Consider the following 22,453-nt stretch of genomic DNA (forward strand, 5'->3'; position numbering starts at 1 on the left):
CTCTCAGCCAGGCATTTGCGAACGGCCTGACGGCCTGCCCACACGAATGACGGAACGCCCGACGACATCATGCCCAAACTCTCGCCGCTCGATCCGCCCCGACCAGCGGGGACTCGCGATACCCTCTACTGGCAGACCCCGCCGGGCAGCGCGGCTGCCCTGGCGCTGGCCCACCTCGCCGGCGACGCGCCGCTGCTGGTCGTCACGCCGGACACCGCCAGCGCGCAGCGGCTGGAGAACGACCTGCGCTTCTATGCCAGTGTGCCGGTACTCCCCTTTCCCGACTGGGAAACCCTGCCCTACGACAGCTTCTCGCCGCACCAGGACATCGTCTCGGAACGGCTGCGAACCCTGCGCCGGCTCCAGGACGGCGAGCACGGCATCGTGCTGGTACCGATCAATACCCTGATGCAGCGGCTGCCACCGGTCGACTACATCGCCGGGCGCGTGCTCACCCTCGAGGTGGGCATGCGGCTGGATCGCGAGGGCTTTCGCGAGAGTCTCTCGCGCGCCGGCTACCGCGCCGTGGAAACGGTCTACGAGCCGGGTGAGTACGCGCTGCGTGGCGCCCTGATCGACCTCTATCCCATGGGCAGCGAGAGCCCGCTGCGCATCGACCTGTTCGACGACGAGATCGACACCCTGCGGCGCTTCGACCCCGATACCCAGCGCAGCCAGGACAAGGTCGAGCGCATGGAGCTGCTGCCGGCCCACGAGTACTCGCTGTCACGCAGCGCCATCGCCTGTTTCCGCGAGGGCTTCGAGACCCTGTTCGACGTCGACCCGCGCCAATGCCCGCTGTACGTCGATGCCCTGAAGGGCATTCCCTCTCCCGGCCTGGAACAGTACCTGCCGCTGTTCTTCGAGGAGACGGCCACGCTGTTCGATCACCTTGCCGACGGTACCCGCGTGGCGCTGCTGCCCGACGTCTTCGCCGCCGCCGAACACCATTGGGCGGCCATCGAGAGCCGCTACGAGAATCTCGGCGTCGACCCCACCCGGCCGCTGCTGCCGCCCCACCGCGCCTTCCTTCCCGTCGCCGAGGTATTCGCCGCCATCAAGCGTCACCCGCGAGTGGAACTGACCGAGGACCCCGAGCATCGCCACGCCCATGCCGTGGCCGCACGCGCGCTGCCGGAGGCGACCATCAATGCCCGCGCCAAGCAGCCTCTGGCGGCGCTGAGACGATTCGTCGACGAGCACGCTGGCACGCGGGTGCTGTTCGTCGCCGAATCGCGCGGCCGACGCGAGGCACTGGAGGAGCTGCTGGCCCCGCTGCACCTCGAGCTGCCCCATGTCGAGGGATTCGACGCCTTCCGCCAGGGCGACTCGCGCCTGGCCATCACCGAGGGCGAGGTCGGCGCCGGGCTATGGCTGGAGCAGCCCGACATCGCCGTGATCACCGAGACCGAGCTGTTCGGTGACGTGGTGCGCCAGAGCCGTCGCCGCGAGAAGGCCACCGACATGGGCGAACTGGCCATTCGCCACCTGGCCGAGCTGCGCCCGGGCGCCCCGGTGGTGCACCAGACCCACGGCGTCGGCCGCTACCGCGGCCTCGAACGCCTGGAGGCCGGCGGCCAGGCTGCGGAGTTCGTCGCACTCGAGTACGCCGACGGTGCCAGACTCTACGTTCCGGTGGACAACCTGCACCTGATCTCGCGCTACGCCGGTGCCGACGACGAGCTGGCCCCCCTGCATCGCCTGGGCTCCGAGCAGTGGGACAAGGCGCGCCGCAAGGCGGCCGAGAAGATTCGCGACACCGCCGCCGAATTGCTCGACGTCTATGCCCGCCGCGAGGCGCGGGAAGGCTTCGCCTGCGCCCCGCCCGACGAGGAGTATGCCCGCTTCGCCGCCAGCTTCCCGTTCGAGGAGACGCCCGACCAGCGCGCCGCCATCAGCGCGGTGATCGGCGACATGACCGCTCCCCGGCCCATGGACCGCGTGGTGTGCGGCGACGTCGGCTTCGGCAAGACCGAGGTCGCCATGCGCGCCGCCTTCCTCGCCGTGCATTCGGGGCGTCAAGTGGTGGTACTCGTGCCCACCACCCTGCTCGCCAGACAGCACTTCGAGAACTTCCGCGACCGCTTCGCCGACACCGCGGTGCAGATCGAGCTGGTGTCGCGCTTTACCGCGGGCAAGGGGCAGGCCGATTCGCTCAAGCGCATCGAGAGCGGCCAGGCCGACATCGTCATCGGCACCCACAAGCTGCTGTCGAAGTCGATGAAGCTGCCCAACATGGGGCTGCTGATCATCGACGAGGAGCATCGCTTCGGCGTGACGCAGAAGGAGCGCCTCAAGGAACTACGCGCCGAGGTCGACATCCTCACCATGACCGCCACGCCGATCCCGCGCACGCTCAACATGGCGATGAGCGGCATTCGCGACCTGTCGATCATCGCCACGCCCCCGGCGCGCCGGCTATCGGTGAAGACCTTCGTCCAGCAGCGCGACGAGTCGATCATCAAGGAGGCGATCCTGCGCGAAATCCTGCGCGGCGGCCAGGTCTACTACCTGCACAACGAGGTCAGGACCATCGAGACCGCCGCCGAGAGTCTCCGCGCCCTGGTACCCGAGGCACGCGTCGCCGTGGCCCACGGCCAGCTCCCCGAACGCTCCCTGGAGCGGGTGATGTCGGACTTCTACCACAAGCGCTACAACGTGCTGGTCTGCTCCACCATCATCGAGACCGGCATCGACGTGCCCAGCGCCAACACTATTGTCATCGAGCGCGCCGACAAGTTCGGCCTGGCCCAGTTGCACCAGCTGCGCGGTCGCGTGGGCAGGAGCCACCACCAGGCCTATGCCTACCTGCTCGCCCCGCCGCCGCGGGCGATGACCAAGGATGCCGTCAAGCGCCTGGAGGCGATCGGCGCCGCCGAGGACCTCGGCGCGGGGTTCACCCTGGCCAGCCACGACATGGAGATCCGCGGTGCCGGCGAGCTGCTCGGCGAGGAGCAGAGCGGCCAGATGGAGGCCATCGGCTACACCCTCTACATGGAGATGCTCGATCGCGCCGTGGCCGCCATCCGTGCCGGCAAGACGCCCAACATCGAAGCGCCGCTGAGCGATGGCGTCGAGATCAGCCTCAACCTGCCGGCGCTGATCCCCGACGACTACCTGCCCGACGTCCAGCAGCGCCTGGTGATGTACAAGCGCATCGCCAGCGCCGCCGACGAGGCCGAGCTCAAGGAGCTGCAGGTGGAGATGATCGACCGCTTCGGCCTGCTGCCGGCCGCGGTCAAGACCCTGATGCGCCAGACCCGCCTGCGCCAGCGCGCCGAACGCCTGGGCATCGTGCGCCTGGAGGCCGGCGCCCAGCGGGGCCGGGTGATCTTCGGTGGCCAGACCCGGGTCGACCCGCTGACGCTGGTCAAGATGATCCAGGCCGAGCCGCAGCGCTACCGGCTCGACGGCGCCGACACCCTGCGCTTCAAAGGCGAGATGGAAGACGCCGAGGCCCGCTTCCAGGCCATCGAGCAGCTGCTCGATGGCCTCAATCGCAAGGCCAAGGCCGCCTGAAGGCGGCCAGCCCCCCGATCCGGCACCGCTACTCCCGCCGGGACCGGGAACGCTATACTATGCGATGTGTCTTATCGCAGCCTTGACACCAACCCGACGCCACCCCAGCGGCAGGCGTATGATCGTCGCCCGGCGGGCACCGCCTCCCTTGGGCAACCCCGACCAGCGACCTTATGACGAGAACACGACGTAGATGAAGAACCCGACATTGACCAGGCGACTCGGTCTTGGCGCTGCCCTGTTCGGTCTCGCCGCCCTGCTGGCGACCACGACCCTTGCCGAGGAGGACGGCTCCGAGCCCCCTCAGGAGCTGCCCCGTGGCCATTATCACCTGCCCGACGAAGGCAACGTGATCGGCGAGGTCTATACCGTGACCGTCGAGGAAGGCGAGACCCTGCTCGATATCGGTCGCCGCCACAACGTGGGCTACGAGGGGATGCGCATGGCAAACCCCGACGTCAGCATCTGGGCGCCCCGCCCCGGTACCGAAGTGGTGATCCCCGCCCAGTTCATTCTCCCGGACGCGCCGCGGGAAGGCATCGTGGTCAATCTCTCGGAGCTTCGCCTGTACTACTATTCGCGCCCCGGCATCGTCGAGACCTACCCCATCAGTATCGGCCGCGACGGCTTCGCCACGCCGGTAGGCGTGACCCGCACCACCGTCAAGGTGAAGGACCCCCACTGGTCGCCACCGCGCTCCATGCGCGAGGAAGCCGCTGCCCGCGGCGAGCCGGCCCCCGCCGTGGTGCCGCCGGGTCCCGACAATCCCCTGGGCCGTCATGCCATCCTGCTCGGCCTGCCGAGCTACCTGATCCATGGCACCAACCGTCCCGATGGCGTCGGCATGCGCGCCAGCCGTGGCTGTATCCGCATGTTCCCCGAGGACATCGAGTCGCTCTACGAGCGCGTGCCCAGCGGCACCCAGGTCAACATCATCGACCAGCCGTTCAAGGTTGCCTGGTCGGCCGACGGCGTGCTCTATGCGCAGTCTTTTCCCCTGCTCGAGGAGAACCAGGGCACCTTCGAGCCGATCCTCAACGCCATGGAGATCGTGGCCGGCGCCTTCGGCGAAGAACCCGCGCCGGTCGATTACGCCCAGCTGCGCCAGATCGTGGAACAGCCCGACGGTCGCCTGGTGTCGCTGCTGCGCCTCGCCGAGGAGGAGCCGGCTCCCGAGGAACGGGAGGAGACCCTCGACGAGGGATTGTTCTCCGAGCTGGAAGTCAGCCAGCAGACGGGGCTGTTTTCGGAGCTCGAAGTCAGCCACCTCTAGCGCTGGAAGCGGCAGGCGTTGGCTCGACCCAACCGCCGAGGCCTGCCGCATCGACAAGCCATCCGGAACGAGAAAACCCCGCCGAGGCGGGGTTTTCTCGTTGCAGAACCGCCATCGCCCGAAGGCGATACGGCGCTCCGGCAGAATTACTTCTGCATGGAGCGCTGGAACATGCGGTTCATTTCCTCGCGGTTCTGCTCGGACATCTGCAGAGCCGCCTGGGCGTCACGCTGCGCCTGGTTGGCAGTGTTCTGAGCCTGAGTGGCGATGCTGCGCGCTTCCGCAGCGTCGGCCTGAGCGGCTTCAGCGGTCTGGCGAACTTCATCCAGAGCGGCGTTGCTGGCACAGCCGGCCAGGATGGCCAGAGAAGCAGCAGCGGCGGTCAGCTTCAGGGTGGTCTTCAGAGTCATGATGTTCTCCTTGAGTCTTCCTTGGTACTGCACACGTTAGTACAGCGGCGTTGATGTTGCCTGTGATCCAGGCTCCCCTGCTCAATGCAGGATTCTTGCAGCGACTGCTGCCAAGCACAGGAGTCAAACGCTGTTTTATAATACCAGACGGCGCTTGTCCATAGCTCGAAACGTCCCTTGCGTATCTTGAGCCTAGCGGATGACGACGCGAGTGCCAATGTCGATTAGCTCGGAAAGCCTTTCGATCTGTTCGTCGGTCACCGCCACACATCCCTGAGTCCAGTGATAGCTGGCATGAATCTCCGGGTCCCCCCTACCGACACCATGGATCCCGATGAAGCCCCCCAGTACGGTGCGCTGCGGCGGATACCCGTGGCGGCGGTAGTAGGCGAAATAATCTGCGTAATCCTGCTCCGTGTAAAGCCCTGATTCCAACGCCATGCGCGCATGGGAGGGCGTGGGATAGTCCAGCCCGATGAAAATGTGCCAGTCGCTCTCCCAGTTGAACCGGTTGACGCGAAATTCCCCCTTCGGGGTTGTGTTGTCCCCCTGGGTTCGCATGATGCTGGCCCCGGAGCGCCCCAGCGAGATGGGCGCGAAGCGCTCGAGGAGTCGCTCGCCACGGTAGAGGCTCAACGCGGCCTCGCGGTCGTCGACGAGAACCCACACTTCATTGGCATGACGAGGCAGGTGAGCACGCGCCAATAGGGTTTCGATGAGGTTGGCTCGGCCCTCACGAGGCAGGAGGAGCGTGAAAGGCGCCAATAGGGCGAGCTGGCCGAAGCGACGGCGGGAAACGGATCTCATCGGCTCCTCACACAGACGGAATGGTTGGCGACAGGCGCTTTATAACGTATCGCTTGTCGACTGTCAGTTCACTTAACGTAACCGGACCCGGGCCCCGCCGGGCTGATGCTTGCCCTCCATCCTCAGGCCAGCAAGCTTCTTGTGCACCAGTATATTGCCAGCTCTACACCTCTCGCCGCGCTGCCACGGCTCAAGCCGACAGTATGGCTCCCATGCGAAACACTTCCCGCAGGCTGGTGATGCCCGCCTCGGCCTTGGTCAGGCCATCCTCGAGCATCAGCTCGATACCGCGCTCGAGCAGGCTGCGGCGCAGCTCTGACTCGTCGGCATGACGCAGGATGCGGGCATGGTCCTCGGGAGCCAGCTGCCAGATCTCGAACACGCCGATACGGCCGCGAAACCCGAGTCCATCGCACTGCGGACAGCCCTTGGCAACCCAGGTCAGCGCCGGCGGCACATGACCGATCGCCTCCAGCCATTCGCGGTCGCTGTGGTCGGGTGCCGCCTGCTCACGGCAATGCGGGCACAGCCGGCGCACCAGCCGCTGGGCGATGACCAGCCCCAGGTTGGCACTGATCTCACTGTCGCTGAGGCCGAGCTGGCGCATCGAGGTCACCACCCCCACGGCGTCGCGACTGTGCAGCGTTCCCATCAGCGAACGACCGCTGCTGGTCACGCTCAGGGCGGCAAGGGCCGACTCGCGGTCACGAATTTCCCCGATGAGCACGTAGTCGGGATCCAGCCGCAGGAGCGAACGGGTGCCGCTGGCGAAATCCAGACCATGGTCGAGGTCCACCTGGATCTGGTTGATGCCGGGAACGCTATATTCGACGGGATTCTCCAGGGTGACCACGTGACTGTCGGTCAACTGCAGCTGACCCAGCAGGGTGTAGAGCGTAGTGGTCTTGCCGGCACCGGTGGGACCGGCGACCAGCAACATGCTGCCCGTGGCGTCCATCCAGCGCCTGATGCCCAACGCCCCTTCCTCGCCGATTCCCAGCTCCTCGATGTCGTCGAAAGATCGCGGCGGCGCCAGGAAGCGAATCGCCAGCTTCTCCCCCGTCACGCAGTGCACCGCCGTGACGCGCAGGTAGCGCTCCCCTTCGCCGCTCGCCTCCCGTGTCCAGCGGAAGCTGCCCTCCGCGGTAACCAGGGAAGGCACCGGATTGAGCTTCGACAGCACCTTATACTGGTTCACCAGGCGCGCGCCTTGCACTGCATCGACCCGCAGTGCATCGACGATACGCCCATCGATGCGCAGACGAATGCGATAGGCCTCCGGCTCGGGATCGAGGTGCACGTCGGTGGCCCTGGCGCGCAGGGCATCGTCGAGCAGAGCGTAAGCCTCCAGCGTTCCACTGCCCGACGCCTGCTCCGCTTCCAACTGCGCCGACAATGCCGGCAGCAAGTGGCGCTGATAGGTCTGCTCCAGCACGGCCTGCTCCTCCCTGATTGACCCTGGACATGCGGCGCTGGCGCTCGGCCGCTGACAGCAGTCTAGCTCAAGCGCGCCGCGCCGCAGTCCGGCATGCCGCCACGGCACGCCAAGCACAGCGCCCCCGGCAGGCCTGCCTGCGGGGGCGCTCTCGGCACGCATCGATCCGTTCGGTTACGCTAGGGGCGTGGCTCCACGGTGAAGATGCTCTGCAGCTTGTGCTTCTTCCCGTAGATGTGCACCGTGGTCTCGGGGAACGGGTAACGGTCCAGGTACTCGCTGTCACCGTTGAACCGGGGCTTGTGCGCATGGATCATGGCGGCGGCCAGGCGCTCCCGGTTGGCATGGCCGCTCAAGCCCATCGAGTACCACAGCTCCTCGCCGGGCTGCAGGAAGGCACGCCATTTCTCCCTGTCGGGATGATGCTGCAAACCGTAACGCACGTTGCGATGCTCACCCACATAGAGCAGTTGCTGGACCTCCATCTCATGGGTCTCGGGGTCCGCGGCGGCACGAAAGACGCAATAGATGCCGGAGTCGTCCGGCACCTCACGCAGCGACTCATCGCTCCAGTACCCGAGCATCTCGGGAGAGAGAAGATCGTTAGAGATGGAGCTCAACATGAAACGTTCCGGCATGGCGATCTCCTTGATCGAAGGGTCTATTTGCAGTCTGGCACATAAACTCAATAGTCTTCGAGCCGCTGCATGTCACGCACCAGGCGGCGCACTTCCCCCTCGTGCCCCTTGGCCAGGGCCTCGAAGAACTCCTTTTCACGGCTGCCGCCAGCCAGATCGGCGCGATGGGCGTAAAGGTCCTGAAGGGTCCGGTGTGCGGTCAGTGCCGTTGCCAGCACGCCCTGTACGCTCTCGCCCGCGACGCCCTCTGGCAAGCGTTCGAGTACCGGGGGGTGGGGAAAGTCGTTGGGGTCGTCGAACCAGGTGTTGAGCACGCCCTCATGATCGCTGCCATCGTCGAGATAGCCCAGCAGGTCGGCTTGCAGCTTGCGCTCACGCTGCGCCAGGTATTCCAGCGCCATTCTCACCCGTTCGTCGTTACCCGTTGCGGCCAGCTGGGAATAGTGATCGGCCATACGGGCATGATAGTCGGCCGCCCACTCGACCAGCTCCTTGACTTGATGAAAGCGCATGCGAGCCCCCCTCGATGTCGCTCAGCCAGCCTCGACGACCAGCTGCTTGCTTTCATCCTAGCCAAAGCCGACCGCCGTCGCTTGACTTGTATCAATCGAAGGCGATTGGCACCGATGCCGGATGGCACGGAGTAAACGGGTGACAGGCGCCTGCCCTACCACTCCTCGCTGGTCTCACGCAGCGCGGCGATCTCGCTCTTGGCCTCACGCAGGCAGGCGCGCAGCTCGTCGCCCAGCGCAGCGCCGCTGCCCACCGCTATCAGCCCCTGCTGCGAGGAGTTGCGCCGACGCGCCACGCCCTCGCTCGCATGCAGCGCCTCGATGCGCTGCAACAGCCAGCCAAGCCAACTTTCGGGACGCATCGCCAGCTCGCGCAGACGATGCAGCTCGGCAATGCCGGCCCCCTCGGCACCCAGCAGGTCGCGCCAGTCGTGGCGCTCCAGCCGGGCATGCTCGGTGACCTCACGCAGCAGCGACTCGAGCGCCAGTTCGGTCAGCGCCAGTGCGGCCTCCTCGGTGGCCATGCGCCGCGCCTCGGCGTGCTCGTCCTCACCCGGGGGGACCGCCAGGAGCAGCTCGGCCTGGTAGAGCAACTGGTTGGTACGGGCTCGCGGGCTCACTTGCGCTTGTCCTCCACCTGCCATCTACCGTCAGCGTAGATCGCCCGCCAGCCGGTCGCCTTGCTCTCTTCCTCGGTCATGACGAACTGCTCCTTGCTCTTGCGCGAGTAGCGGATCTGGGCCGGGCGGCCATCGGGATCCTCGCTGGGGGCATCGAGCAGATAGCGATACTTCTCCGGCAGCTCACCGGCGTGGGCCTTCAGTTCCCGCACCAGAGGCGGCCGCGTCTCGCGATTGCGCGGAAACTTGCTCGCCGCCAGGAACAGGCCACTGGCACCGTCGCGCAGCACGTAGTGATCGTCGACCTTCTGACAGGCCAGCTCGGGCATCGGGATGGGGTCCATCTTCGGCGGGGCGACCTCACCGTTGCGCAGCAGCTTGCGGGTGTTCTTGCATGCCTCGTTGGTGCAGCCGAAATACTTGCCGAACCGGCCCGACTTGAGCTGCATCTCGCTGCCGCACTTGTCGCACTCGATGGTCGGCCCCTCGTAGCCCTTGATGCGGAACCTGCCGTGCTCGATCTCGTAGCCCTCGCAGTCTGGGCTGTTGCCGCAGATATGCAGCTTGCGGCTCTCGTCGATCAGATAGCTGTCCATCGCCGTGCCGCACTTGGGGCAGCGATGCTTGGCGCGCAGGGCCTGGGTCTCGGCCTCTTCGCCGGCATCGGCGGGGACCGCCTCGTCGCCGGGCAGCAGGTCGATGGTGGTCTTGCAGCGCTCCTTGGGCGGCAGGTTGTAGCCGGAGCAACCCAGGAACACTCCGGTTGACGCCGTGCGGATCTGCATCTTGCGGCCACAGGTGGGGCAGTCGATATCGGTGGGCACCGGCTGGTTGGGGCGCATGCCCTCCTCGCTCTCGGCGGCCTCCAGTTCCTCGCGGAACTCGGCATAGAAGGCGTCGAGCAGCTCGCGCCAGTTGCGCTCGCCCTCGGCGACCTCGTCGAGACTGTCCTCCATGCGCGCGGTAAAGGAGTAGTCCATCAGGTCGGGAAACGACTCCTTGAGCCGCTCGGTGACGATGTCGCCGAGCTTTTCGGCATAGAAGCGCCGGCTCTCCAGCTTGACGTAGCCGCGATCCTGGATGGTGGAGATGATCGAGGCATAGGTCGAGGGACGCCCGATGCCGCGCTTCTCCAGCTCCTTGACCAGGCTCGCCTCGGTATAGCGGGCCGGCGGCTTGGTGAAGTGCTGCTGGGGGTCGAGCGCCTCGAGCCGCATCGGCGTGCCCTCGGCGAGGTCAGGCAGCGCCTGGTCCTCGTTCTTGCCCGCGGGCTTGAGCACCCGGGTATAGCCGTCGAACTTGAGCACCCGCCCCTTGGCCTTGAGCTCGTAGCCGTCGGCTTCCACGGAGAGGGTGCTGGAGAGGTATTCGGCCGGCGTCATCTGGCACGCCACGAACTGCCGCCAGATCAGATCGTAGAGTCGCTCGGCGTCGCGCTCCATGCCGGCCAGGTCGCCGGCCTGACGATTGACGTCGGAGGGGCGGATCGCCTCGTGGGCCTCCTGCGCGCCCTCCTTGCTCGAGTAGCGATTGGGCGACTCGGGCAGGTAGCGCTTGCCGTAGGCCTGCTCGATATGCTCGCGCGCCATGGCCACCGCATCCTGGGACAGGTTGGTGGAATCGGTACGCATGTAGGTGATGTAGCCCGCCTCGTAGAGGCGCTGGGCCAGGGTCATGGTCTTCTTCACCGAGAAGCCGAGGCGCCCGCTGGCGGCCTGCTGCAGGGTCGACGTAATGAAGGGGGCATTCGGCTTCGACCGGGTGGGCTTGTCCTCCCGCGCCGTGATGGCAAGGCTTGCCTTGCGCAGACGCTCGATACGCTCGAGCGTTTCGGCCTCCGAGGTGGGCCGGAAGGTCTTGCCGTCCTGGCGCACCAGTTCGAATCGCACCGGCTCGCCCTGGTCGGAGACGAGATCGGCATGCACGTCCCAGAACTCCTCGGGCACGAAGGCGCGAATCTCGCGCTCGCGCTCGACGATGAGGCGCACCGCTACGGACTGCACTCGGCCGGCCGAGAGGCCGCGGGCGATCTTGGCCCACAGCAGCGGCGAGAGCATGAAGCCCACCACGCGGTCGAGGAAGCGCCGTGCCTGCTGCGCCTCGACACGGGGAATGTTGAGCGTGCCGGGCTCCTGGAACGCCTCCTTGATGGCGTTCTTGGTGATCTCGTTGAACACCACGCGGCGATAGCGCGCGTCGTCGCCGCCGATGGTCTCCTTGAGGTGCCAGGCGATGGCCTCCCCCTCCCGGTCGAGATCGGTGGCGAGATAGACGGTGTCGGCCTTCTCGGCGAGCTTCTGCAGCTCGGCCACCACCTTCTCCTTGCCGGGCAGGATCTCGTAGTGGGCCTTCCAGCCCTGTTCGGGATCGATGCCCATGCGCCGGATGAGCTGATCCCTGGCCTTGTGTTTCTTGTACTCGGCCTTCTCCTCGGGCGACATCTTGCGCGTTGCCGCCGCCTGCCGGGCGCGCTCCTTGGGATCGGAGGCCGCCTTGCCCGAGCCGCTGGTCGGCAGGTCACGGATGTGTCCCACGCTCGACTTCACGACGAACTCGCTGCCGAGATACTTGTTGATCGTCTTGGCCTTGGCCGGCGACTCGACGATGACCAATGACTTGCCCATAGCGCTCCACATTCTGCACGGCAGGGTTCTCGAGCCCCACCTGAACGGTTCCGGTCCACCGGTTCCTCGGCGGAGACGGTGAAAAATCCGCTTACCCTACCCCAGCCACCCGTTTCACGCCAGTCGCTTCACATGGCGGCAGTAAAGCAGCAATGGGAAAGAGGCATCAAGTCGGTCATGCCCCGTCGCGACTTCGCGCCGCCAAACGACCAGCGCCCCTGCCACGATTGACAGGGGCGCCGGGGCGTATTCGCGAAACCTCTTGCTCAACGCTTGCGAGGCTTGCGCGAAGCGTCCGGCCTGCTGTTCGCCTCGCTCCGGGTAGCGTCGGAAGGGCTGTCGGCCTGCGGCCGGGAAGCCGCCTTCCTCACCTTTCCGGTTCGCGCCTTTCCGGTTCGCGCCTTCGAACCGGTGGAGCGCCTCGCCTGATCGGGCTTGGCTGCCTCGGGCTCGGCCCTGAGCAGGCTCGCCATCTCGCTGCGCGCCGTGGCCTCGGCCCTGGCCCCCGTCGCCACCTGGTCGTGAAGCTCGGCCAGCGCCTGGCGACGCTCCGCCGGGTCAACCCGCTCCAGCGCCTCGCCGAACAGCGCCTGGATGTGCTCGTAGCGCTTGCGGGCGTGCTCGGAGAGCTCCCCGCTTGCCGCCAGCACGTGGTCGATATGCTCCAGCGACGCGCGTATCGACTCGCCCGACTCCCCCGCCAACAGCTGAGGAATCGCCGCCAGCGCCGCCTCACGATCCAGCTTGAGGATGAAGAACTGCTCACGCACCAGATGCTTGAAGTCCGACAGACTGGCGCCCGGCTCCAGCTCGGCGCGCGAGGCCCGCAGGCGCTTGAAGTTACGCTCATCGGTCGTGGGTGCCCCACCCAGCACATGGATCACCGAGCGCATCACCGCCTCGTGGATGCCGCCTTCGGCCACGCGCTGGCGCAGTTCGTCCTGGCGCCGCTCCAGGAAGCGACGATGTTCCGGCTCGCTGCCGGGCTGGCGGCGATGGATATGGGCGTCGCCGCCCAGGCCAACCATGGCCTGTAGCAGCGGCTGGCCATACACCGTCAGGAAGGTGTGCTCGATGCTCTGGTCGCGTATCTCGCGCCAGGTGTCCAGGCTACGGGAGATCTGCTCCGACACGGCCCGCTCCATGGTTCGCAGGAGATTGTCCTCGGCGACGGGATGGCGGTCCTCACGCACCCACTCGGCCAGCACCGGCAGCGGCACCGACAGGGGATTGCGATCGGATAGTAGCTTGTAGCCCAGCCGGATCGGATGCAGGCGGCGCATCAGGCGAGCCGCCTCCGGGGTAATCACGGCCCGGATCCAGGGCTGCACGAACAGCCGGTAGAGCCCGAGGTTGGTCTCCGAGAGGCGCGCCACGGTGGCGAAGCGCCGGTCGTCGTCCTCGCGGTGATGCAGCACGTCGCGGTTGAGCCCCTCGATGGAGCGCGCCTTGAACTCGAGCAGGTAGTCGCGCTCGAGCAGCTCGGCATCGTCGCGCTCATCGGCACTGGTCACCGTGGTCTCGTACAACCCCGGCGGCAGCACGTCGATGTAGTCGATGTTGGCGGTGAACTCGGCATGCTCCTTGCGCGACACGCTGCCCGACACGAAGATCCCCAGATGACCGGTGCTGTCGTGCACGCAATAGACGATGGTCTGTTCGCTGGCGACGATGTCGTCGGTGTCGCCGTAGAGATCGCGCACCCAGCCCAGTGCCTGGGGCGGCGGCGTGATGTCGTCGCCCTGTGAGCAGAACACTACCACCGGCGAGCGCACGTTGCGCAGGTCGATGCGACGCCCGTCCGACGTGACCAGTTGTGCGGTGGAGAGCCGGTTGCCGACGAACAGGTTGTCGACGATGTACTGGATCTCCTCGCCGCCCAGCACCACGTGACCACCCCACCAGCGCTCGAAATTGAGATAGCGCTCGGCCTCGGTGTCGACGTTGGCATACAGCCGATACTGCTTGTCCCACCAGGTATTGGCCGGATTGAGCCGCTCGAAGTTCTGTACCAGCAGGGCACCATCGAACAGTCCATCGCCCAAGTCGCTGGCCAGGGTCGTCATCCAGCTGCCGCCGGTCATGCCGCCGGTATAGCGCATGGGCGCCTTGCCCCGCTCGCCGGCCCAATAGGAGAGCGGCGCCCCGGCGATCAGGATCGGTCCGAAGACTTCGGGCTCGAGCGAGGCCGCCATCATGATCTGCCAGCCCGCCTGGCAGTTGCCGACGACCATCGGTTTCTCGCTCGATTCAGGATGGAGTTCGACCACACGACGCAGGAAGGCAATCTCCGCCTCCACCACGTCCTCCACCGTCTGACCGGGTTCGGGATAAGGCAGAAAACCGATGAAATAGCAGGGATGGCCCGCCCGCAGGGCAACGCCGATTTCACTGTCGGGCTTGAATCCACCGATGCCGGGGCCATGCCCGGCCCGCGGGTCGACGACCACGAAGGGGCGCGCCTGGAGATCGACCTCGACACCGGCCGGAGGCAAAATCTGCATCAGTTCGTAGTTGACCGGCCGCGGCAGTTCGCGACCGTCCATTACCACCTCGGCGTTGAAGCCCAACACATTGGGCTTGGTCTTCTCGATGTGCTCGAGATACTGGTTGCCGCGCTCGCGCATCACATCCATGTACAGCACGCTGCGCTCGACGGCGTCCCGCCAGTAATCGAAGGCGGCACGACCGAAACCGAATGGATCCAGGAAGCTGAAAACTTCTGTCGGGGGTATCGGCAAGGGTGCGTTCATGCTCGGCTCCTGTTGTCTCCGCTATTGGGTTTCGACAGCGGAAGGAGAAAAAATGCTGCGATGCAGCAAGCATAGTACGCCCTGCGTCATTGCAATGCAGCCGTTTTGTCGATTTTTTGTGAAGCGCTTACCCGCCCGTTCCGTCGCTGTCTTCGCCGACGCCAGCCGGGCGCCCATACCACTCCGTCAAGGCTCGATGCTCGCGGCGGCGGGCCTCCGCGCCGTCTCGCCCCCATACCAGCAGGCGCATCCCGGTCTCGCCCGCTTCCGGGGTGGGGCGGTCAAGCCTGACGCCGGGCCCACCTCCCAATTGCCCGCCTCCTGGCAGGAGCAGGCGCCAGCGCGCCTGCCCAGGCCGGCCCGGGCCATGCCCCATGTGGCCGACCCGGGGACGCCGCAACCGCTCTCCCGCCACCAGGCGGATCTGTTCCACCGCCAGGTCGAGCCCGGTCAGCACTTCGGCCAGCCCCTCGTAGCCCGTCAGAGCGGGGCGCATGCCAACGAACCCCAGCCGGTTGTCGGCCAGCGAAAAACTCAGCGTCGCCAGGCCGACCAGGCCGAACGAGCGGGCGCCGTGCACGGCAAGCTGCCCCAGATAGGCGCGTTGCTCGGGCGTCAGCCGCTCGCTGGGGGCCATGGCGAACCCCGCGCCGAGCAGCTCGTGCTCGACCAGGGCCAGTGCCTGGCCGCGGCAATCGGCCAGCACCGGCAGGTGTACCCGTGGCGCCTGCGGTTCGCCCAAGGGCAACCCCGCCTCACGCATCAACTGCCGCGCGGCCTCGTCATCGCACATGGCGGCGATGTGGGCCTCCTGCGGGCCGATGAAGACCAGACCCGCACGCGAACAGGCCCGGGCGAGGCGCCACTGCTCCTCGGCTAGCGCCTCCCCGGGATGCACGGCCTCGCAGCCCAGCCGCTGGGCGTGCTCCACCAGGGCATCGCCGGTCCTGCCACCGCTGCCATGCCAGACCAACTCGAGTTCCGTGCAGGCCTGGCCGGCCCGCAGCGCGCCCAGGCCGCTGCCCGCCAGCATGACGCCATGCCAGCCGCCCTGGCGCAGCACGCCGGGAGCGGGGCTGGACGACGCTTGCCGGTGTCCGGCGAGGCCGGCGGCATGACCCCGACCGTCGGCGGTGATAGCATGAAAGGGCTTCTTCAACGGGCCTCCCCGACCCCTCTAGCGGATTGATAGATGACAACGCCTAGCCTGCTGAACCGCCTGACCTTTCGCCAGCTCCAGGTGTTCCAGGCCGTGCATCGCCAGCAGTCCTATTCCCGCGCCGCCGAACAGCTGGGCCTGACCCAGCCGGCGGTCAGCGCGCAGATCCGCCAGCTCGAACAGGCCCTGGGTCAGCCGCTGTTCAAGTACGCCGGCAAGACCCTGCACGTGCTACCGGCGGCCGATGCGCTGGCGGCCTCGACCCAGGCCATCTTCGGCCAGGTCTCGCGCCTGCAGATGACGCTATCGGACATGGACGGCACGATCTCCGGCGAACTGAACCTGGCCGCCGTATCGACGGCGCAGTACGTGGTGCCCCATCTGATCGCCCGCTTTCGTGCCCACTATCCCAACGTCCAGGTGCGGCTGCAGGTATGCAACCGCAGCCAGGCGCTGGAAAGACTGGCGGCACGCCGCGACGACCTGGTGATCATGGCCATGGTGCCCGAGGACGATGACAACCTGGTCTTCATGCCGTTTCTCGAGAACGAACTGATTCCCATCGTCTGGCCCGGTCATCCGCTGCTCGAGGCCCCCTCTCCCACGCTGGAGGACCTAGCCCGCCACTACCTGCTGATGCGCGAGTCGGGGTCGGGCGTACGCACCGCCTTCGAGCAGCTCGCGGCCGAACAGGACGTCGCGCTCCAGCATACCATGGAGCTGGGTACCAACGAGGCGATCAAGCAGGGCGTGATGGCGCACCTGGGCGTCACGGTGCTGCCGCGCCTGGCCGTTCGCCTGGAGCTGGGCGCGGGGCTGCTGGCCGAGCTGCCCCTGCCCGGGTTTCCCCTGCGTCGCTCCTGGTGCACGGTCTATCCCCGGGATCGCTTCCCCACCCCCGTCACCGAACTCTTCCTGCGTTTCGTGCGCGAGCGGCTCGGCGAGATCGAAGCACACTTCAAGGCCCCACCGCAGCCGATGCCCGATCACGGCGTGGTCTGCCTGCCGATCCCGCCCGGCTGAAGGCTTCGGCCCCTGGTACCGGCGCGGAGCGCTGTGCCAGGCAGGCGGGGATATGGTAGATTACGGGCCTGCGACCATCGTATCAATTGCTGCCATGCGGGCTGGTGCCGCCCGGACCCGACGTCCCGCCGCACCGCGGCATGGTTGTGGCAGCCGCCGAGTGGAGGGGCTCACACCCTATGAGCGACAGCACCTCGAAACGCGTGCCGAGCGGCGCGAAGTTCCGTACCGAGCATGGTTTCGCCGCCATCAAGGATGGCATCAAGCAACGCAGCCAAGCCGAGGGGCGTCCCGAACCGGGTCGCAAGCCGCAGTGGCTGCGCGCCCAGATCCCCGGCGGCGGCCGCTTCGAGGCGGTGAAACGCAACGTCAACGAGCATCGCCTGAGCACGGTATGCGCCGAATCGCACTGCCCCAACATGGGCGAGTGCTGGAGCAACGGTACGGCCACCATCATGCTGATGGGCTCGGTGTGTACCCGCGCCTGCCGCTTCTGCGCCGTCGACACCGGCAATCCGCGCGGCTGGCTGGACGCCGAGGAGCCGGCCAACACCGCCAAGTCGGTGGAGTTGATGGGGCTGCGCTACGTGGTACTGACCTCGGTCGACCGCGACGACCTGGACGACGGCGGCGCCGCCCACTATGCCGCGTGTATCCGCGCGATCAAGGCGAATACCCCTGAAGTGGTGGTCGAGGCGCTGACGCCCGACTTCGACGGCGACCCGTCCGCCATCGAGCGGGTGGTCGACTCCGGCCTCGAGGTGTTCGCCCAGAACGTCGAAACGGTGGAACGACTCACCCACTACGTGCGCGACCCCCGCGCCGGTTACCGCAAGACCCTCGACGTGCTGGCCCACGCCAAGCGTCACCGCCCCGGCGTGCTGACCAAGACCAGCCTGATGCTCGGCCTCGGCGAGACCGACGAGGAGATCCTCGCCACTTTCGACGACCTGCGTGCCATCGATGTCGACATCGTCACCCTCGGCCAGTACCTGCGCCCCACCCGCAACCACCTGCCGGTGGAGCGCTGGGTGACGCCGGACGAATTCGAGCGCTATCGCCGCCTGGGCCTGGAGAAGGGCTTCATGGAGGTGGCCTCCGGGCCGCTGGTGCGCTCCAGCTATCGGGCCGACCGGGTGTTCGAGAAGAACAACCTGGGCCTGGCCGCGCCGGCCGAGGTGCCGGGCCAGGCAACCGACCCCAATCGCATCCAGGCGGTCAACGTCGGCTGACAACCCGCCCCACCGGCGGAGCCACGGCCCAAGCGCAAAAAAGGCGACCTCGCGGTCGCCTTTTTGTCTTCCCTGCCCCCGTCGACTGACGGCGCCGCACTCAATCGACTTGCGCAGCCTTCGCCGTCAGCCGGGCGGGCAAGGCCGCCTCATCCGGGACGAGCTCGCGTCCCAGCTGCAGCGCCAGGCACTCGGCAAGGCGGGTGCCGACCTGATCGAGGGAGAGCGGCTCGGCGACCAGGTCGGCCAGGCGTGTCATGGCCATGCCGGCATAACCACAAGGATTGATGCGCTGGAAGGGAGCCAGGTCGGCATCGACGTTGAGCGCCACGCCGTGATAGCTCGCACCGCGCCGTATGCGCAGGCCCAGCGAGGCGATCTTGGCCTCACCGACATAGACCCCGGGGGCATCCGGCCGGGCGTGGGCCTCGACGCCGCGCTCGGCCAGCACGGCGATGACGGCATTCTCGATCGCCGAGACGAGATCGCGAACGCCCAGCCGGGCCCGGCGTACGTCGAGCAAGGGATAGAGCACGACCTGACCGGGACCGTGATAGGTCACCTGTCCGCCTCGGTCGGTCTGCACCACGGGGATATCGCCTGGCATCAGCAGATGCTCGGGCTTGCCTGCCTGCCCCTGGGTGAACACCGGGTCATGCTCCACCAGCCAGAACTGATCCGGCGTCGCCTCGCAGCGGCCGTCGGTCAATTCGCGCATGGCCTGCCATACCGGCTGGTAGGGGCGCCGGCCCAGGCGCAGCAGGGTAATCGGCGCCCCTCCCGCCTGGCCGCTCAACTACACCACCATGTGCACGCGCCCGGTGGCCTTGAGCTCGGCGAACAACGCCTTGAGCTGGGCCTCGCCGGTGGCGCGCATCGTCAATCGCACCGACTGGAAGCGGGCATTGCGGCTCGCCACCACTTCGATGCTGGACGCATCGAAGCTTGCGTCATGACGCTGCACCACCTGGCAGACGGTAGCGGTGAAATCCTCGGCAGCGTCACCCACCACCTTGATCGGGTAATCGCAAGGGAAGGTGATCGTTGGCGCCGACACCGCGGCAGCCGGCGGCTGACGCAGGTCGCGCAGTTTGTTGTCAGACATGGCCATGAGCGCCTCGTGGGGATTTCCGACTATTTTACTCAACTATCCGACGCCGACCAAGGCACGACTAGAACCACCCGCTGAGCAGGTTGCTGAAGAATCGCCGCACCTGGTCGAACAGCCGCTTGAACAGCCCGCCCTCCTCGATCGACTCGAGGGCTACCAGGGGCTGCTCACCCACGACCTCCTCACCGAGACGCACCTCCAGCGTGCCCACCCGGTCACCGAGGCTGATCGGCGCGGTGAGGTCGGGGCGAATGTCGAGCCGCGCGCTGAGTTCCTGGTTGCGCGCGCGCGGCAGCGTCATCGCGACATCGCTGTCGACACCAACGCGCAGTTCGTCCTTCTCGCCCCCCCAGATGCGCGGCGAGTTCAGTACCGCCCCCTGCTCGTAGAGCTCGAGCGTCTCATAGTAGCGGAACCCGTAGCTGAGCAGCTTCTGGGTCTCCTGGGCACGCGCCTCTTCGGAGCTGGTGCCCATGACGACCGAGATGAGTCGCATGCCATCGCGCTCGGCCGAGGCCACCAGGCAATAACCCGCCTCGTCGGTATGCCCCGTCTTCAGGCCATCCACCGTCGGGTCGCGCCACAGCAAGCGGTTGCGGTTGGGCTGGCGGATGTCGTTGTAGGTGAAGTACTTCTCGGCGTAGATGGCGTAGTGCTCGGGATAGTCGTCGATGATGTACTGGGAAAGCCGCGCCAGATCGCGCGCCGTGGAGTAGTGCTCGGGATGGGGAAGCCCCGTGGCGTTGACGAACTGGGTGTTGTTCAGGCCCAGCCGGGACGCATGCTGATTCATCATGTCGGCGAAGGGCGCTTCGCCTCCGGCAAGATGCTCGGCCACGGCGACACTGGCATCGTTGCCGGACTGGATGATGATCCCGTAGAGCAGGTCGCGAATCGTGACGTCCGTGTTGACCTCGATGAACATCTTGGAGCCACCCGTTCGCCAGGCGTTCTCGCTGACGCGCACGGTATCGTCCAGGCTGACGTTGCCGCGATTCAGCTCGCGCTCGACCAGATAGGCCGTCATCAACTTGGTCAGGCTCGCCGGTGGCAGGCGTTCGTCGGCGTTGTGCTCGGCCAGCACCCTGCCGCTGTCGGCATCCATCAGTATCCACGACTTCGCCGCGATCTGCGGTGAAGCGGGTATCAGCGTCTGGGGCTGCGGCACCGCTTGCGCCATGGCCTGGGAAACGACCAGCATCAGGCCGAGCAGCGTCAATGGGAGAAGACGCGAACGGAAACGGGAAAACAGCACTCGCATGGGCATGGATCTCATCGCTACGTCGAGAAAGGTCAAGGGTAAGGTGCGCCGTTCAGTCGGCGCCATTGACGATAAAGGCTTGATCGAAACCGGCACGTCTCAGCTCATCGCGGGCGGGCTCGACCTGCCCGGCATGGGCGAGGGGGCCGACCTGAACCCGGTACATGCCGGCGGCGTCCGCCACGCGAACCGGATGCGACAGCTCGTCCTCCAGGCGCGCCTTGAGCGCTCGCGCGTTGTCGGCCGAGCCCAGCGCCGCGATCTGCAGGTAGATCGGCGTCTGGCTGCTCGCCTGGCTGGGTGCGCTGGGCGCCGAGGCGTCCCCGGTGCGTGCCGGTGCCGCCACGTCACGCCGCGGCGCGCTATCGGCCGCGGGTTGGACAGCGGCGACTGCAGGCCGGTTCGCTCCACTGCCGCCGTTTTCGGCCTGCCAGGCCACCGGGTCGATTGCTTCGACCTTCACCCGACCGGTACCGCGGTCGAGGATGTCGAGTCTTGCCGCGGCGGCGTAGGAGAGGTCGATCTCGCGGTCGTTGTGGAACGGGCCGCGGTCATTGACCCGCACGATCACCGAGCGACCGTTGTCCAGGTTCGTGACGCGGGCATAGGTCGGCAGCGGCAACGAGCGATGCGCCGCGCTCATCTTGTACATGTCATAGATCTCACCGTTCGAGGTGGCGTAGCCGTGAAACTTCTGGCCGTACCAGGACGCGGTGCCCTGCCGCGCGTAGCCGCGGGCATCCGGCAGGACGCGATAGGTCTTGCCCCATACCTCGTAGACCGGACGGTTGCCCCCCCGCGAGGGTGCCTCGGCGCGCGGCACGGCGTCGGGGATCTGGCTCACGTCGGGCGGGTCCTGGGGGTAGGCATCACCGCTCATGGCGTAGCGCTCCGTCGACGTCGCCGCTGCCGGGCCGCCGTCTCGCTGCGCCGGGGTACTCGATCCGCTGCCGGCACAGCCTGCCAGCAGCAGCGTCATGGCCAGTCCCAACCACAGCGTCTTCACAGCGCACCCTCCTGCTCGTCGGACACGGAGGCGGACAGCGGGAAAGGCTCCAGCTCGCGCAGCTCCGCTATCGCCTCGGCCAGCTCGGTCACGGCCATGGCGTAGAGATGGCTGTGGTTGTAACGGGTGATGACATAGAAGTTCTCGTAACCCAGTCGGTAGCGCCACTGCGTATCGTCGACCTCCAGCGCCAGCGGAATGACCCGGGTCGATTCGTCGAGTTCAGCGACGGAATCGACGCCGGAGCGCTCCAGCTCGCTCAATGCCTGATAGGGCCGCCGGGTCTGGTTGAACTCGATCGCCCCGGGCGGCGTGGCAGGCCCTTCGGCCTCGGTATAGATGGGCTCGCCCGGACGCCAGCCATGCTCGGCGAAATAATTGGCCACGCTGCCGATGGCATCGACCGGGTTGGTCCACAGGTCGCGCTGGCCGTCGCCGTCGAAATCCACCGCATAGGCACGGTAGCTGCTGGGTATGAACTGCGGATAGCCCATGGCACCGGCATAGGAACCCGTGAGGCTGCCGGGCTCGACCTCCTGCTCGTGGCTGATCTCGAGAAAGGCGGCCAGTTCGCCACGAAAGAAACTTCCGCGAACCGGATGGTGGAAGGCCAGCGTCGCCAGCGAGTCGATGACCCGGTGGCGTCCCGTGAAGCGGCCGTAGCTGGTCTCGACGCCGATGATGGCGGCAATGATCTCCGGCGGCACGCCGTATTCGGCCTGGGCGCGGGAAAAGGCCTCCTCATGGGCCTCGATGAAGGCGACCCCGCGACTGATCCGTTCCGGCTGCAGGAAGATCGCGCGATACTCGTCCCAACGCAGCCGGCGCTCCGCCGCCCCCGCCATGGCGTCGAGCACGCCCTGCTGGAAGGCAGCGTCATCCAGCGCCGCCTCCAACCAGCCACGCTCGATGCCGCGCCCAGCGAGCTCCTCGAGCAGTTGCCTGGCCCCTTCATGCTCGGCAGGGGAAAAGTCTGCGGCGTGCACGGCAGGCGCCGCCCACCAGAGCGCCATGGTCACCACCGCGGCGCCAGCCCCTTTGCACTTTCTCGATGGCTTCATGCTTGCGCC

Annotated in this window: 18 protein-coding genes; 4 read left to right on the forward strand and 14 right to left on the reverse strand. The window is 66.9% G+C overall.

All coding sequences use genetic code 11. The annotated features are described in order from the left end of the window. Positions 1-69 precede the first annotated feature (69 nt). The gene (gene mfd / locus I4484_RS13105; protein ID WP_197447722.1) at positions 70-3,519 is read left to right on the forward strand and encodes a transcription-repair coupling factor; all 3,450 of its coding nucleotides are present in this window, start codon (positions 70-72) and stop codon (positions 3,517-3,519) included. A gap of 193 nt (positions 3,520-3,712) precedes the next feature. Continuing rightward, the gene (locus I4484_RS13110) at positions 3,713-4,792 is read left to right on the forward strand and encodes a L,D-transpeptidase family protein (RefSeq protein ID WP_197447723.1); all 1,080 of its coding nucleotides are present in this window, start codon (positions 3,713-3,715) and stop codon (positions 4,790-4,792) included. Between the two features lie 146 nt (positions 4,793-4,938). Here I4484_RS13110 and I4484_RS13115 read toward each other — a convergent pair whose 3' ends face one another. The 9 genes from I4484_RS13115 to I4484_RS13155 all read right to left on the reverse strand — a co-directional run bounded on the left by I4484_RS13115 (position 4,939) and on the right by I4484_RS13155 (position 15,750). Next, positions 4,939-5,202: an Lpp/OprI family alanine-zipper lipoprotein gene (locus I4484_RS13115; RefSeq protein ID WP_149326529.1), complete on the reverse strand. Its 264-nt coding sequence runs from the start codon at positions 5,200-5,202 to the stop codon at positions 4,939-4,941. Between the two features lie 192 nt (positions 5,203-5,394). After that, entirely contained in the window at positions 5,395-6,009 is a 615-nt protein-coding gene (locus tag I4484_RS13120; protein WP_197447724.1) for a murein L,D-transpeptidase family protein, read from the reverse strand. Positions 6,010-6,199: 190 nt separating this feature from the next. Next, a complete protein-coding gene (locus tag I4484_RS13125; protein WP_197447725.1) occupies positions 6,200-7,444 on the reverse strand; it encodes a GspE/PulE family protein in 1,245 nt (414 codons plus the stop codon). Positions 7,445-7,623: 179 nt separating this feature from the next. Further along, positions 7,624-8,082 carry a hypothetical protein gene (locus I4484_RS13130; RefSeq protein ID WP_197447726.1) on the reverse strand — a complete coding sequence of 153 codons (459 nt, stop codon included), beginning with the start codon at positions 8,080-8,082 and terminating at the stop codon, positions 7,624-7,626. Positions 8,083-8,129: 47 nt separating this feature from the next. Beyond that, on the reverse strand, positions 8,130-8,594 hold the full coding sequence (locus I4484_RS13135) for a 2-hydroxyacyl-CoA dehydratase (protein WP_197447727.1): 465 nt from the start codon (positions 8,592-8,594) through the stop codon (positions 8,130-8,132). Positions 8,595-8,749: 155 nt separating this feature from the next. Next, positions 8,750-9,214, reverse strand: coding sequence for a DUF6586 family protein (locus I4484_RS13140; RefSeq protein WP_197447728.1), 465 nt, complete (start codon positions 9,212-9,214; stop codon positions 8,750-8,752). Beyond that, positions 9,211-11,838 (reverse strand): type I DNA topoisomerase, encoded by a 2,628-nt coding sequence (topA, locus tag I4484_RS13145; protein ID WP_197447729.1) that lies wholly within the window; start codon positions 11,836-11,838, stop codon positions 9,211-9,213. Before topA ends, I4484_RS13140 begins: the two co-directional genes overlap by 4 nt. 266 nt (positions 11,839-12,104) lie before the next feature. Then, complete coding sequence (locus I4484_RS13150) at positions 12,105-14,591, reverse strand: DUF3141 domain-containing protein (RefSeq protein WP_197447730.1); 2,487 nt, start codon at positions 14,589-14,591, stop codon at positions 12,105-12,107. A gap of 127 nt (positions 14,592-14,718) precedes the next feature. Continuing rightward, the gene (locus I4484_RS13155; protein ID WP_197447731.1) at positions 14,719-15,750 is read right to left on the reverse strand and encodes a biotin carboxylase N-terminal domain-containing protein; all 1,032 of its coding nucleotides are present in this window, start codon (positions 15,748-15,750) and stop codon (positions 14,719-14,721) included. A 33-nt stretch (positions 15,751-15,783) separates the two neighbouring features. Between I4484_RS13155 and I4484_RS13160 the strand changes: the two genes are divergently transcribed. Then, the gene (locus I4484_RS13160) at positions 15,784-16,773 is read left to right on the forward strand and encodes a LysR family transcriptional regulator (RefSeq protein ID WP_197447732.1); all 990 of its coding nucleotides are present in this window, start codon (positions 15,784-15,786) and stop codon (positions 16,771-16,773) included. Positions 16,774-16,952: 179 nt separating this feature from the next. Then, positions 16,953-18,005, forward strand: a complete 1,053-nt coding sequence (gene lipA, locus I4484_RS13165) for a lipoyl synthase (protein WP_197447733.1) — start codon at positions 16,953-16,955, stop codon at positions 18,003-18,005. 100 nt (positions 18,006-18,105) lie between these two features. Here the strand turns inward: lipA and lipB are convergent, their stop codons facing one another. The 5 genes from lipB to mltB all read right to left on the reverse strand — a co-directional run bounded on the left by lipB (position 18,106) and on the right by mltB (position 22,444). Beyond that, a complete protein-coding gene (lipB, locus tag I4484_RS13170) occupies positions 18,106-18,801 on the reverse strand; it encodes a lipoyl(octanoyl) transferase LipB (protein ID WP_197447734.1) in 696 nt (231 codons plus the stop codon). Continuing rightward, entirely contained in the window at positions 18,802-19,110 is a 309-nt protein-coding gene (locus I4484_RS13175; protein ID WP_197447735.1) for a YbeD family protein, read from the reverse strand. It lies immediately after the preceding gene. 67 nt (positions 19,111-19,177) lie between these two features. Next, entirely contained in the window at positions 19,178-20,377 is a 1,200-nt protein-coding gene (locus I4484_RS13180; RefSeq protein WP_197447736.1) for a D-alanyl-D-alanine carboxypeptidase family protein, read from the reverse strand. 52 nt (positions 20,378-20,429) lie between these two features. After that, a complete protein-coding gene (locus I4484_RS13185) occupies positions 20,430-21,383 on the reverse strand; it encodes a septal ring lytic transglycosylase RlpA family protein (protein ID WP_234283459.1) in 954 nt (317 codons plus the stop codon). Then, a complete protein-coding gene (gene mltB, locus I4484_RS13190) occupies positions 21,380-22,444 on the reverse strand; it encodes a lytic murein transglycosylase B (protein WP_197447737.1) in 1,065 nt (354 codons plus the stop codon). The genes I4484_RS13185 and mltB overlap by 4 nt, the downstream gene beginning before the upstream one ends. Between the last annotated feature and the right edge of the window lie 9 nt (positions 22,445-22,453).

Origin of the sequence: Halomonas sp. SS10-MC5, assembly GCF_015992245.1 — a bacterium.
Taxonomy (GTDB): Bacteria; Pseudomonadota; Gammaproteobacteria; order Pseudomonadales; family Halomonadaceae; genus Halomonas; species Halomonas sulfidoxydans.

Bases quoted from the DNA above. Each gene is read 5' to 3' on its own strand.
- mfd (WP_197447722.1), top strand. From the start codon at position 70: ATGCCCAAACTCTCGCCGCTCGATCCGCCCCGACCAGCGGGGACTCGC.
- I4484_RS13110 (WP_197447723.1), top strand. From the start codon at position 3,713: ATGAAGAACCCGACATTGACCAGGCGACTCGGTCTTGGCGCTGCCCTG.
- I4484_RS13115 (WP_149326529.1), bottom strand. From the start codon at position 5,202: ATGACTCTGAAGACCACCCTGAAGCTGACCGCCGCTGCTGCTTCTCTG.
- I4484_RS13120 (WP_197447724.1), bottom strand. From the start codon at position 6,009: ATGAGATCCGTTTCCCGCCGTCGCTTCGGCCAGCTCGCCCTATTGGCG.
- I4484_RS13130 (WP_197447726.1), bottom strand. From the start codon at position 8,082: ATGCCGGAACGTTTCATGTTGAGCTCCATCTCTAACGATCTTCTCTCT.
- I4484_RS13135 (WP_197447727.1), bottom strand. From the start codon at position 8,594: ATGCGCTTTCATCAAGTCAAGGAGCTGGTCGAGTGGGCGGCCGACTAT.
- topA (WP_197447729.1), bottom strand. From the start codon at position 11,838: ATGGGCAAGTCATTGGTCATCGTCGAGTCGCCGGCCAAGGCCAAGACG.
- I4484_RS13150 (WP_197447730.1), bottom strand. From the start codon at position 14,591: ATGAACGCACCCTTGCCGATACCCCCGACAGAAGTTTTCAGCTTCCTG.
- I4484_RS13160 (WP_197447732.1), top strand. From the start codon at position 15,784: ATGACAACGCCTAGCCTGCTGAACCGCCTGACCTTTCGCCAGCTCCAG.
- lipA (WP_197447733.1), top strand. From the start codon at position 16,953: ATGAGCGACAGCACCTCGAAACGCGTGCCGAGCGGCGCGAAGTTCCGT.
- I4484_RS13175 (WP_197447735.1), bottom strand. From the start codon at position 19,110: ATGTCTGACAACAAACTGCGCGACCTGCGTCAGCCGCCGGCTGCCGCG.
- I4484_RS13180 (WP_197447736.1), bottom strand. From the start codon at position 20,377: ATGCGAGTGCTGTTTTCCCGTTTCCGTTCGCGTCTTCTCCCATTGACG.
- mltB (WP_197447737.1), bottom strand. From the start codon at position 22,444: ATGAAGCCATCGAGAAAGTGCAAAGGGGCTGGCGCCGCGGTGGTGACC.